The 12,541-nt window shown below is 72.3% G+C and carries 9 protein-coding genes; 3 read left to right on the forward strand and 6 right to left on the reverse strand.

Annotated elements, in window-relative coordinates; genetic code table 11:
- Positions 1–117 precede the first annotated feature (117 nt).
- The 5 genes from glpK to A6P39_RS34085 all read right to left on the reverse strand — a co-directional run bounded on the left by glpK (position 118) and on the right by A6P39_RS34085 (position 6,259).
- Positions 118–1,638 (reverse strand): glycerol kinase GlpK, encoded by a 1,521-nt coding sequence (glpK, locus tag A6P39_RS34065; RefSeq protein WP_067039003.1) that lies wholly within the window; start codon positions 1,636–1,638, stop codon positions 118–120.
- 98 nt (positions 1,639–1,736) lie between these two features.
- Positions 1,737–2,480 carry an MIP/aquaporin family protein gene (locus tag A6P39_RS34070; RefSeq protein WP_067039002.1) on the reverse strand — a complete coding sequence of 248 codons (744 nt, stop codon included), beginning with the start codon at positions 2,478–2,480 and terminating at the stop codon, positions 1,737–1,739.
- Between the two features lie 335 nt (positions 2,481–2,815).
- Positions 2,816–4,468 carry a GGDEF domain-containing protein gene (locus A6P39_RS34075; protein WP_107304191.1) on the reverse strand — a complete coding sequence of 551 codons (1,653 nt, stop codon included), beginning with the start codon at positions 4,466–4,468 and terminating at the stop codon, positions 2,816–2,818.
- A gap of 157 nt (positions 4,469–4,625) precedes the next feature.
- Positions 4,626–5,816, reverse strand: coding sequence for a lipid-transfer protein (locus A6P39_RS34080; RefSeq protein ID WP_067039000.1), 1,191 nt, complete (start codon positions 5,814–5,816; stop codon positions 4,626–4,628).
- Positions 5,813–6,259, reverse strand: a complete 447-nt coding sequence (locus A6P39_RS34085; protein WP_067038999.1) for a Zn-ribbon domain-containing OB-fold protein — start codon at positions 6,257–6,259, stop codon at positions 5,813–5,815. Before A6P39_RS34085 ends, A6P39_RS34080 begins: the two co-directional genes overlap by 4 nt.
- A 134-nt stretch (positions 6,260–6,393) precedes the next feature.
- On the opposite strand from A6P39_RS34085, the gene A6P39_RS34090 reads away from it, so the two are divergent.
- Positions 6,394–6,930, forward strand: a complete 537-nt coding sequence (locus tag A6P39_RS34090) for an NUDIX domain-containing protein (protein ID WP_067038998.1) — start codon at positions 6,394–6,396, stop codon at positions 6,928–6,930.
- 10 nt (positions 6,931–6,940) lie between these two features.
- On the opposite strand, the gene A6P39_RS34095 is transcribed toward A6P39_RS34090, so the two are convergent.
- Positions 6,941–9,301, reverse strand: coding sequence for a glycoside hydrolase family 31 protein (locus A6P39_RS34095; RefSeq protein ID WP_199840647.1), 2,361 nt, complete (start codon positions 9,299–9,301; stop codon positions 6,941–6,943).
- A gap of 214 nt (positions 9,302–9,515) precedes the next feature.
- Between A6P39_RS34095 and A6P39_RS34100 the strand changes: the two genes are divergently transcribed.
- Together A6P39_RS34100 and A6P39_RS34105 are read left to right on the forward strand one after the other, a co-directional pair.
- Positions 9,516–11,492 (forward strand): acetoacetate--CoA ligase, encoded by a 1,977-nt coding sequence (locus tag A6P39_RS34100; protein ID WP_067038997.1) that lies wholly within the window; start codon positions 9,516–9,518, stop codon positions 11,490–11,492.
- A gap of 126 nt (positions 11,493–11,618) precedes the next feature.
- The gene (locus A6P39_RS34105) at positions 11,619–12,521 is read left to right on the forward strand and encodes a hypothetical protein (protein WP_067038996.1); all 903 of its coding nucleotides are present in this window, start codon (positions 11,619–11,621) and stop codon (positions 12,519–12,521) included.
- Positions 12,522–12,541 lie beyond the last annotated feature (20 nt).

Consider the following 12,541-nt stretch of genomic DNA (forward strand, 5'->3'; position numbering starts at 1 on the left):
ACAAGGCCACCGTGAGCCGGCCGGAACGACACGGCCCGTACCCCCGCCGACCGGGGTACGGGCCGTGGTCCGGTGAGGAGCACACGCGCGTACGGAGATTTCCGTCCCCCGTGAGATCTACGCCCCGTCCTCCTCCAGCCAGCCGAAGCTCTTCTCCACGGCCCTGCGCCAGTTGCGGTACTCGCGCTCGCGCACCGGAGCCTCCATCGCGGGCGTCCACTGCGCGTCCTCCTGCCAGTGAGACTTCAGCTCGTCCAGGTCGTTCCAGACGCCCGTCGCCAGACCGGCCGCGTAGGCGGCCCCGAGGCAGGTCGTCTCCGACACCCGGGGACGGATCACCGCAACGCCGAGGACATCCGCCTGGTGCTGCATGAGCAGGTTGTTCCCCGTCATGCCGCCGTCGACCTTCAGGGTGCTGATCCGCACCCCGGAGTCCTGGTACATGGCGTCCACGACCTCCCGCGTCTGCCAGCTTGTCGCCTCCAGCACCGCGCGCGCGAGATGCGCCTTCGTGACGTACCGGGTGAGGCCGGTGACGACCCCGCGCGCGTCGGAGCGCCAGTACGGCGCGAACAGACCGGAGAACGCGGGCACGATGTAGGCGCCGCCGTTGTCCTCGACGCTCGCCGCCAGGGTCTCGATCTCGTCGGCGCTGCGGATGATCCCCAACTGGTCGCGGAACCACTGCACCAGCGCGCCCGTTATCGCTATGGACCCCTCCAGGCAGTACACCGGCGCCTCCCCGCCGATCTTGTAGCCCATCGTCGTCAGCAGCCCGCTCTTGGACGGCACCGGCCGGTTGCCGGTGTTCAGCAGCAGGAAACTGCCCGTGCCGTAGGTGTTCTTGGCGCTGCCCACGTCGTAGCAGGCCTGCCCGAACACGGCGGCCTGCTGGTCGCCCAGCGCCGAGGCCACGGGCACTCCGGCGAGCTGACCGACCGCCGTGCCGTAGACCTCGGCGGAGGACCGGATCTCCGGCAGCATCGCCTCGGGGAGGTTCATCGCGGACAGGATGGAGGGATCCCACTGGAGCGTTTCGAGGTTCATGAGCAGGGTACGGCCGGCGTTCGTCACGTCGGTGACGTGCCGGCCGCCGTCCGTGCCGCCGGTGAGGTTCCAGATCAGCCAGGAGTCGATGGTCCCGAAGGCGATCTCGCCGCGCTCGGCCCGCTCCCGCAGACCGGGCACGTGGTCCAGCAGCCAGACCGCCTTGGGCCCGGAGAAGTAGCTGGCGAGCGGCAGCCCGGTCTGCTCCCGGAAGCGGTCCTGGCCGTCCGCGCCGCCCAGCTCGCCGCACAGGGCCGCGGTGCGGGTGTCCTGCCAGACGATGGCGTTGTGTACGGGTTTGCCCGTGGCGCGGTCCCAAAGGACCGTCGTCTCGCGCTGGTTGGTGATGCCGAGCGCGCTCAGCTGGTCCGCGCGCAGCCCGGCCTTGGCGAGCGCTCCGGCCACCACGGCCTGCACCTTGGCCCAGATCTCCGTCGCGTCGTGCTCCACCCAGCCCGGCTTGGGGAAGATCTGGCGGTGCTCGCGCTGGTCGACGGCGACGATCGCGCCGCTGTGGTCGAAGACGATGCAGCGGCTGGACGTGGTGCCCTGGTCGATGGCGGCGACGTAGGTGTCGGCGGTGTCCGTCATGGCAGTCCCCTGGGTCGCTGGGTCGGGTCGCTGTGCAGAGGGCGCGTGCGGGGTGGGAGGAACGCGGCGCACGGGGCCGCTGGATGGCGTACGGGCGCTCAGAAGGCCGCGTTGTAGAGGGCGCCCGCGAGCGCTCCGCCGATCAGCGGCCCGACGACCGGTATCCAGGCGTAACTCCAGTCGGACGTGCCCTTGTTGGGGATCGGCAGGAAGGTGTGCACGATGCGCGGGCCGAGGTCGCGGGCGGGGTTGATGGCGTAGCCGGTGGGGCCGCCGAGGGAGAGCCCGATGCCGACCACGAGCAGGGAGACGATCAGCGCGGTCGTGCCGGACTCGCCGAGCCCCTTGGTCAGCCCGAAGGCCAGGACGGGCAGGACCAGCGCCATGGTGGCGATGATCTCGGTGATCAGGTTGGCGACCGGGTTCCGGATCTCGGGGATGGTCGAGAAGATGCCGAGGGTCGGCACCGGCCCGTCGGCCTCGGTGCCGTCCTCCGCAGGGACGTTGGCCTGGAACTGGGCGAGGTACACCAGATAGGCGAGTACGGCGCCGAGCATCGCGCCCACGATCTGCCCGAGCAGATACACCCAGACCTTGCCCCACTTGCCGGTGTCGATGGCGATGCCGAGGGTGACCGCCGGATTGAGCTGGCCCCCGGAGAGGGGAGCGGCGGTGTACGCGCCCGCGAGGACACCGAAGCCCCAGCCGAACGCGATGACGACCCAGCCCGCGGCCCGTGCCTTGGAATGCCTGAGGGTGACGGCGGCGCAGACACCGGCACCGAACAGGATCAGGATCGCGGTGCCGATGACCTCGCCGACGAATATGTGCCCGTTGCTCATTGGCGGCTCCCTTGACGCCGGCCCGGGCGGTCAGCCCCGGCCCTGGATGCAGGACGGTTCCCTTGGCGACTTCGGCCGAAGGCAGGGAGGCCCCGCGCCCCGCCCGGCGTCCGTGACGAGCGTGCCGTGGCAGCCGTATCGCCTGGCAGGGACGGGCCGTGGAGCAGGACAGACCCGTGGCACAGTGCCTGATAACGCCGAGAATGTACGGCGATGTCGGCCGACACCGGGAAGTGTTCACCGGCGCCCCGGGGGCGTCAAGGTTGCCGACGGCGACGGTGACACCGGCGCACTCACCGAGCCGGTGCCGCAACGGCCGTATACGAACGCCCCGTTCACCGCCCCGGCTCGACGGCCGCGTAACCGGCCTGCGCCGCGTGTGCCGCCGTGCCGCCGCGCCGGACCTCGTGACCTGCGATCCCGGCGCGCCCGAGCACCCAGCTCGCGCCGTGCAGCGCCTTCGCGGCCTTCTTCAACGGCGCGAGCTGAGCGGCGGCCTGGCGATGGTCGCCCACGCTCCCCGGTGCGCACACCACGGTCGCGAGGGACAGCGTGACCGGCCGGCCGCCGGCCGACCAGGGGGCGTCGAGCACGGTGGCGACCAGCGGACCGAGGGCCTCCTCGTCGGCCAGCACCAGGAAGTCGTCCCCACCGATGTGCCCCACGCGCGCGTGCCCCACGACCGCCTGCTGCAGCGCCCGGCCCACCGACCGGATCAGCTCGTCGCCCGCCGCGAACCCGGCACCGTCGTTGACCTGTTTGAAGTGATCGATGTCCAGCCAGCTGAGCGCGAACGTCCGGCCGCCCGCGATCCACTGGTCCACCTCGCTCGTGATCGCGTCCGAACCGGGCAGCCGGGTGAGCGGGTTGAGCCCGGCCGCCTCCTCGACCCGGCTCTCGGCCAGCGCCCGCACCAGGTCCGCGAGCCGTACGACGCCCACGCACCGGCTCTGTGCGTCGACCACCGCCACATCGTCGGAGGTCCGGTCCCGGCCGCCGACCGCGACCACGTCCAGCACCTCCCAGGCGGTGGCGTCGACGCCGACCGTGCGGGGCGGGTCGCCCAGCTTGAAGGCCGGCCGGTCGGCGTACAGGGCGTGCCCGTACCGGGCGGACATCGACAGCAGGAAGCGCGAGCGGTGCACCGACCGCACGGGCCGGCCTGCCTGGTCCACCAGCAGCACACCGGAGACGTCCGGTGACCCGGTCAGCAGCGCCCGCACCTGCCCCGCCGAAGCGGTCACCGGCAGGACGGCGGCGGGGCGCACGAACTCCCGCACCGACGGCCCGGACCGGGGCACGCCCACGCCACCGGGCGTGCGCGGCGGAACGTACACGTCCGCGGCGGGGATCCGGGCCGGCGGAGCGAACAGCTCGCCCTGGGCCAGCTGCGCACCGGCCGACCGCGCCGACGCGCACTGCAGCTCGGTCTCGACCCCCTCCACCGCGACCAGGGCCCCCAGCTCCTCGCACAGCGTCCGCATCGCCCGCACCGCGGCGGGCCGCGCCAGCAGCGAGGCGTCGAGCTTGACCAGGTCGGGGGAGAGGTCGGTGAGCAGCCGCAGCGGTACGTCGCCGTCCCCGATGCCGTCCGCGCTGATCCGGAACCCCTGCTCGCGCAGCGCGGCCACCGCCTCCAGCAGCGCCCGCTGGGGCACGTGCGTGTACGGCGGTACGACATCGAGCGTCACCTCCCACGGCAGGCGCCCCGCCGCGCGCACGGCGTCGTGCAGCGGGGTGAGACCGCCGAGGTCGGCGAGCGTGGCCGCGAACACGTTCAGGTGCAGCGGCAGCAGCGTCTCCTTGCGGGTCGCCGCGCGCAGCGCCAACACCGTGAGTCTGGCGTCGAGTTCGGGGTCCCGGCGGGCCTCGGCGAGGATGTCACCGGTCTCCGGGCGGGCGAGCGTCTCCAGAGCGGCGACCGCGCCCGTCCTCAGGTTGACCACCGGCTGGAAGGCGAAGCGGAGAGTGTCCGTCCAGGAGTGCACGGGAGCATGATTGCGCGGCCCGCGTACGCCCAGGCGCAGTTCATGAGACATTCACGCAGGATTCCGGGGCGATCACACAGCGTGGACAACCTCATGGATCACAGGCCCACCACCAGCCCCCGGCCCAGGTCGTCGCCGCGACCGCGGAAGACCCCGCTCAGCGCACCGCGATCACCGACGATCCATGCCCGAACAGCCCCTGATTTGCTGTGATTCCCACGCTCGCCCCGGAGATCTGACGCTCGCCCGCGGTGCCCCGCAACTGCCGGGTCAGCTCGCAGACCTGAGCGATGGCCTGGGCCGGCACCGCTTCCCCGAAGGAGGCGAGACCGCCGCTGGCGTTGACGGGTATGCGGCCGCCCGGGGCCGTCGCGCCCTCCCGCAGCAGTTTCGCGCCTTCGCCCGCGCCGCACAGTCCCAGATCCTCGTACCACTGCAGCTCCAGTGCGGTGGACAGGTCGTAGACCTCCGCCAGGGACAGATCCTCGGGACCGATGCCCGCCTCCTCGTACGCGGCCCGCGCGATCGACGCCCGGAACGTCTCGCCCGGGGGCTCCACCGCGAGCGCCGAGTCGGTGGCGATGTCCGGCAGGTCCAGCACCGTGTTCGGGAAGGCCGGGGTCACCGTCGACACCGCGCGGATGCGCACCGGCCGGGCCGCACCGCGCCGGTGCGCGAAGTCCATGCTGGACAGGACCAGGGCCGCGGCGCCGTCGGAGGTGGCGCAGATGTCGAGCAGCCGCAGCGGATCGGCGACCACCGCCGACGCGGCGACCTCCTCGGCGGTGACCCGCTTGCGGTACCGGGCGTACTGGTTGAGCGCGCCCATGGCGGCGTTCTTCACCTTGACCAGCGCGAAGTCCTCCGGCGTGTCCCCGTGCACCGCCATCCGCCGGCGCGCGTACAGCCCGAAGTACGCCGGATTCGTGGCGCCCAGCAGCCGGAAGCGCAGCCAGTCCGGGTCATCGGCGCGGTCCCCGCCCGCGGGCCGGAAGAACCCCTTGGGTGCGGCGTCGGCCCCGACCACGAGGACGACGTCCGCGAGCCCCGCGAGTATCTGCGCCCGCGCGGTGGCGATCGCCTGCGCTCCGGACGCGCAGGCCGCGTACACGCTGGTCACCCTGGCCCCCTGCCAGCCCAGGGCCTTGGCGAACGTCGCGCCCGCCACATACCCGGGATACCCGCCGCGGACCGTGTCCGCGCCCACGACCGAGCCGATGTCGCACCAGTCGACTCCGGCGTCCGCGAGCGCCGCGCGGGCCGCCGCCGTCCCGTACTCCACGAAGGACCGCCCCCACTTGCCCCACGGGTGCATGCCCGCGCCGAGCACCGCCACATCCTGCGTCACACCGCCACCCCCGTCGGCCGCCAGTGCCAGGTCGTCCAGGTCGTCTCCGTGTCCTCGCCGAGCACTCCGGGGACGACCTCCACCTCCATGCCCACCGTCAGATCGGCGACGGTGATCCCGGGAGCCGCCTGCCCGAGCACCACCATCCGCTCGGCCTCCAGCTCCACTGCGATCAACGCGTACGGCTCCCACGGAAGTTCCGGATTGCTCACATAGGGTGACGGCGGGCGATACCTGCTGTCCGTGTACGACCAGATACGCCCCTTTCGCGACAATGGAACCTCTTCCAGGGAGCCACCCGTGCAGTGCGGGTTACGGCAGTGGACGTCCTCGCGCGGGAAGAACACCGTCGCGCAGGACGAGCACCGCGTGCCCAGTAGCCGGAAGGCGTCCCCCTCTCCGCCGAACCAGTCGGCGACCGCGGGTGTTCGTGTGTGCGGCAAGGTCCCTCCCCATCGGCGAATCTGACGAAGCGTCAGAAGTGTGCCACGGGCGGACGGAAAAGGGCAGGGAGCCCGCGTGAACCGAACGATCGCCGCCGGAAGACGTCCTTCCCCTGATCGGATACAGTCCGCGCGTGTCCGAAACTCAGCACCCAACTGCCAACTCCGCGCCGGGCTCCCACTGTTCGAGCTGCGGAGCGCCCTACGCAGAGGGCGCATCCGGCTGGCCGCGCACCTGCCCGTCCTGCGGGGCCGTCGCCTACCGCAACCCGCTGCCCGTCGCGATCGCACTCCAGCCCGTGTACGACACCCAGGGCACGGCCCTGGTCGTCATCACCCGGACCATCTCCCCCGCGCGCGGAGGCACGGCCCTGCCCGGCGGTTACATCGACGACCGGGAGGACTGGAAACAGGCCGTAGTCCGCGAACTCAAGGAGGAGACCGGCATCGACGCGGCCCCGCGTGACGTGCGGCTCGTGGACGCCATGAGTTCGCCCGACGGACACCTGCTGCTGTTCGGACTCCTCCCGGAACGCCCGGTCACCGGACTGCCGCCCTCCGGCCCCACGGACGAGACAGAGGGCTGGCACCTGCTGCGCAGGCCCGAGGAACTCGCCTTCCCGCTGCACACCGTGGCTGTACGGGCCTGGTTCGAAGGGCGGTACGTCTGACCCGCGCGGCTCAGCCGAGCCCCCGCACCCGCACCGGGTAGGGCGGCTCGCCCGAACCGCCCTCCCGCTCCCGGGTGACCGCCACCCGCCGGCCGTGCCAGCGGGCGACGTAGCGTTCCACCTCCGGTTCGTCCCAGCCGCCGCCCGCGTCCTGCACGACCAGGCCACCCCCGGTCCGGCCCCGCGCGGGCGCCCACACCTCCAGCTCGAGACCGCCGCCGGCGCCCCGTACCGGAACGACCGCACCCGCGCGCGCGAGCACCGGTATCCGGGACAGCGGCGCGTCCACGAGCACCTGCCCCGGCCCCTCGTACACCCTCTCCGTCACGGTGTCGTACCAGCGGCCCCGCGGCAGCTGCACCGCACGCCGGTCCACACCCGGATCCAGGACCGGCGCCACCAGCAGGCCGTCCCCGAGCAGAAACGTGTCCTCACAGTCGCGCAGCGCCCGGTCCTCCGGAGCCCCCCACCACAGCGGACGCACATACGGCGCGCCGCTCCGGCGGGCCAGATGCGCCAGCGTCACCAGATACGGCAGCAGCCGCCGCCGTTCCAGCAGCGCCACGCGCGCGTGCTCCAGCACCTCGGCCCCGAACTCCCAGGGCTCCCTGCGCCCCGCCCGCAGACTCGCGTGGGTGCGGAACAGCGGCAGATAGGCACCGAGCTGGAACCAGCGCAGATACAGCTCCGGCGACGGGCTCCCGTCGAAACCCCCCACGTCCGGACCCGAGTACGGCACCCCGCACAGCCCGAGCCCCAGCACCAGCGCCAGCGAAGCCCGCAGGCCCGGCCAGCCGGTCGCCACGTCCCCCGACCAGGTGCCCCCGTAGCGCTGCATCCCCGCCCAGCCCGAACGCGAGAACACAAACGGCCGCTGGCCGGCAGACAACTCGCGCAGGCCCTCGTAACCCGCGCGGGCCATGCACAGCGCATACACGTTGTGCGCCTCCCGGTGATCACCGCCACGGCCCTCCAGGGCATGCCGGGCCGAACGAGGCAGGGTCCGCTCCCCGAAGGCGTTGAACGACGTCGGCTCGTTCATGTCGTGCCAGAACCCCGCGAAACCCTGCGCCAGCCGCTCCTCGTAGAGCCCGCCCCACCACTCACGCACGCGCGCGTGCGTGAAGTCCGGGAACACCGACTCACCGGCCCACACCACACCCCGCACCGTCCGGCCGGAGGCGTCCCGCACGAACGCGTCCACCGCCTCGCCACTGTCGTACACGGCGGTGCCCGGCGCCGCCTTCACCGCCGGATCGACGATCGACACCAGCCGGATCCCGTCCCGGCGCAGCTCCTCCGCCAGCAGCGGCAGCTTCGGGAACCGCTCCTGGTCGACGGTGAACACCTGGTGATCGTCGTAGTGGTCGATGTCCAGGTGCACCGCGTCCAGCGGCAGACCGCGCTCCTGGTACCCCGCCACGATCCGGCGCACCTCATGCTCACTGCCAAAGCCCCACCGCGCGTGATGATGACCGAGCGCCCACGCCGGCGGCAGCGCGGGCGCCCCGGTCAGCGAGGCCCATGTGTGCAGCACGCGCGCGGGCGCACCCACCATCACCCAGCAGCGCAGCGGACCGCCGTCCATCCGCACCTCGCAGCGCCCCGCCCGGTCGTGCCCGGACCCCGCCCCCTCCTCGCCCTCCCGCAGCACCACCGTGCCGTCCCACGTGGTGTCGTGGAACACCAGGTGCGTACCGGCGTCGGCCACCACGAGCTGCACCGGCATGGTCAGATACAGCGGATCCGTACCGGGCCCGAACGCCCGGCCCGGATCGGTGTTCCACAACCGGTACGCCCCGTCCCGCAGCCGCGGCCCGGACGCCCGCCCGCCCAGACCGAAGAACCGGGCGTCCGCCGCCACCTCCGAACGCTGCATCCACCGCGCCGTACCCCCGCCGACCGGCTCCCACCAGCGCGGCGGCAGATCATGCCGCAGCATCACCCCGCCGGGCGTGCACACCTGCACCGCACCGTGCCGCGAGACGACGACCGTCACGCGCTCGGCGACCACCCGCCAGCCACCGTCCTTGTCCGGCTCCAGCACCGCCCGCGGATCCGGCTCCGGACAGCTCCCGGCGAGCGCGTACGACGGCTCCGGACCCGCCCCGTCCCAGCCCCAGAACACCGCCCCGTTCACCGCGACAGTGATCCGCAGCTCCGACCGGCCGAACCGGATCACACCGCCGCCAGGGCCCGGCTCCACGCTTTTCACCTGCCCCGGGACCCGGGCCCGCTCGGCCTCGCGCCGCGGCAGCCCGGCGGCGTCGATCCGCCTCCTGCGCCACGCGGCACGTACGGTACGCAACCCCCGAGCCGCCCTCCCCGAACCGACCACACTCACCGAACGCACCAGGTCACGACCGTCCATGCTGCTCACCCTGCCACTGCGCGCCCCACGCGTGCGTGTCGTTCAACTGCCGTTCACCCGTGCTGGGACCACATCTTCACGACACGGACTATGTGGGAGGAGCCCTGGTGCAGAAGTCGATCACATGGCATCGTCCCTGTCAGCCGCGTCACGCGCACACCCCAGCACGTGCGCGGACAGACGCCCACGACGCGCACAGCCCGGGAGCCGCCCCATGTCCACCGCGAACCCCCAGCCGCTCTGGCAGCCCGATCCCGAGCGGATCGCCCAGGCCCGCATCACCGAGTTCCAGGCATGGGCCGCTGAACACCACGGCGCCCCGGCCGAAGGCGGCTACCCCACCCTCCACCAGTGGTCCGTCGACCAGCTCGACACCTTCTGGAAAGCCGTCACAGAGTGGTTCGACGTACGGTTCTCGGCCCCCTACGCGCGCGTGCTCGGCGACCGCTCGATGCCCGGCGCCCAGTGGTTCCCCGGAGCCACCCTCAACTACGCCGAGCACGCCCTGCGCGCCACGGCCGACCGCGCCGACGAACCCGCCCTGCTGCACGTGGACGAGACCCACGAACCACACCCGGTGACCTGGTCCGACCTGCGCCGGCAGGTCGGCTCCCTCGCCGCCGAACTCCGTACCCTCGGCGTCCGCCCCGGCGACCGCGTCAGCGGCTACCTCCCCAACATCCCCGAAGCCGTCGTCGCCCTGCTCGCCACGGCCGCCGTCGGTGCCGTCTGGACCTCCTGCGCCCCCGACTTCGGCGCCCGCAGCGTCCTCGACCGCTTCCAGCAGGTCGAACCCGTCGTCCTGTTCACCGTCGACGGCTACCGCTACGGCGGCAAGGAACACGACCGCCGCGAGACCGTCGCCGAACTGCGCCGCGAACTGCCCACCCTGCGCGCCGCCGTCCACATCCCGCTCCTCGGCACCGAGGCACCCGAAGGCGCCCTGGACTGGTCGGCCCTCACCTCGGCCGACACCGAGCCCGTCTTCGAACAGGTCCCCTTCGACCACCCCTTGTGGGTGCTCTACTCCTCCGGCACGACCGGCCTGCCCAAGGCCATCGTCCAGTCCCAGGGCGGCATCCTCGTCGAACACCTCAAGCAACTCGGCCTGCACTGCGACCTCGGCCCCGAGGACCGTTTCTTCTGGTACACCTCCACCGGCTGGATGATGTGGAACTTCCTCGTCTCCGGCCTCCTCACGGGCACGACGATCGTCCTGTACGACGGCAGCCCCGGCTACCCCGACACCGGCGCCCAGTGGCGCGTCGCCGAACGCACCGGGGCCACCCTCTACGGCACCTCGGCCGCCTACGTCATGGCCTGCCGCAAGGCCGGCGTACACCCCGCGCGCGACCACGACCTGACCACCGTGAAGTGCGTCGCCACCACCGGCTCGCCCCTCCCGCCCGACGGTTTCCGCTGGCTGCACGACGAGTTCGCAGCGAGCGGGGCCGACCTGTGGATCGCCTCCGTCAGCGGCGGCACCGACGTCTGCTCCTGTTTCGCGGGAGCCGTCCCGACCCTCCCCGTGTACACCGGCGAACTCCAGGCTGCCGGCCTCGGCACCGACCTGCAGGCCTGGGACCCGAGCGGCGAGCCCGTCACCGACGAGGTGGGCGAACTGGTCGTCACCAACCCCATGCCCTCCATGCCGATCCGCTTCTGGAACGACCCCGACGGCAGCCGCTACCACGACAGCTACTTCGACACCTACCCCGGCGTCTGGCGCCACGGCGACTGGATCACCGTCACCTCCCGCGGCACCGTGATCATCCACGGCCGCTCCGACTCCACCCTCAACCGGCAGGGCGTGCGCATGGGCTCGGCCGACATCTACGAGGTGGTCGAGCGCCTGCCCGAGATCAAGGAGTCCCTCGTCATCGGTGTCGAGCAGCCCGACGGCGGCTACTGGATGCCCCTCTTCGTCCACCTTGCCCCCGGCGCCGCCCTGGACGAGGCACTCCTGAACCGCATCAAGCAGGCCATCCGCCAGCAGCTCTCACCGCGCCACGTGCCCGACGAGATCATCGAGGTGCCCGGCGTCCCGCACACCCTCACCGGCAAGCGCATCGAGGTCCCCGTCAAGCGCCTCCTGCAGGGCACACCCCTGGAAAAGGCGGTCAACCCCGGATCCATCGACAACATCGCCCTGCTCGGCTTCTACGAGGAACTCGCCCGCAAACGCGCCTGAACCGCCCCCGAGATCCGCCGCGCGCACGCCCCGTCCGCTCACCCCCGACCACCGGCGGCACCCCCGTTGTCAGTGCCGCCGGTTACGGTGAGTGAGCATTGATCGACTGCGCACTTTGGGGGAAACATGGCGCACACCGACCACCGGACCATGCGACGCGTCCTGCGCCGCGAGATCGCCGGCACCATCGGCCTGCTCACCGACGAACACGACTTCCGCGCCATGCGGCGCTACCGCAGCTTCACCTTCGACGACCACGCGGCCTACCTCCAGCAGGTCGAAACGGTCCTCAAGACCCGCGCCGCCCAGGGCAGCCACACCACACTCGCCCTGTTCGACCCCGAGGATTACGCCGCCTACTGCGCGCAGACCGGCCTCGACCCGGAAGCGGCGGCCAGCCGCACCAGGTTCACCGCCGAACTCGCGGCCACGGGCCCCACCATCCCCTACGACGGCCGCCCCCTCGCCACCCTCGTACCGGCCCTCGTGGACGAAGCCGTACGCCAGGCCACCTGGGAGTACGCCACCACCCTCCTGTCCCGCCTCGGCCCCTGCCCCACCTGCGGCGAGGACATCGGCAAGGCCGCCTTCACCCGCGCCTCCGCCCTCCTGGTCCGCATCCTCGACACCGCACCGCCCGGCGACCGGCACCTCGTGACCAGCGTGTCCGGACCACCGGACACCCTCGTCTCCGTCCTGCACGCCGACCAGGACGGACACGACGGACACGACGGCACCCGCCTCGACGAGGCCGAGGTCCTGGAATTCACCAGCGTCCTCGCGCTCGGCCTCGCGACCCGCAGCCCCGGCGGACTCGTCATGCGCACCAGCCGCCCGGACACAGCGGACCGCGTCTACGGCTGGCGACTGCGCGCCGGCGGCCTGGAACCCCTCACCGCCTCCGAAGTGTTCGACGCCTACTGCACCGACGCCGAATCCGGCGAACTCATCTCCCCGGAATCCGGCGTCGACTACTGCGAGCCTCCCGACCTCGGAGAGGAGAGCACAGCCCCGGGCCACCGGCACTGAACGCACCCGCGCCGCACGCC

Origin of the sequence: Streptomyces sp. FXJ1.172 (assembly GCF_001636945.3) — a bacterium.
Classification (GTDB): domain Bacteria; phylum Actinomycetota; class Actinomycetes; order Streptomycetales; family Streptomycetaceae; genus Streptomyces.

Coding starts and splice junctions, on each gene's coding strand:
- glpK (WP_067039003.1), bottom strand. CDS start 1,638: ATGACGGACACCGCCGACACCTACGTCGCCGCCATCGACCAGGGCACC.
- A6P39_RS34070 (WP_067039002.1), bottom strand. CDS start 2,480: ATGAGCAACGGGCACATATTCGTCGGCGAGGTCATCGGCACCGCGATC.
- A6P39_RS34095 (WP_199840647.1), bottom strand. CDS start 9,301: ATGGACGGTCGTGACCTGGTGCGTTCGGTGAGTGTGGTCGGTTCGGGG.
- A6P39_RS34100 (WP_067038997.1), top strand. CDS start 9,516: ATGTCCACCGCGAACCCCCAGCCGCTCTGGCAGCCCGATCCCGAGCGG.
- A6P39_RS34105 (WP_067038996.1), top strand. CDS start 11,619: ATGGCGCACACCGACCACCGGACCATGCGACGCGTCCTGCGCCGCGAG.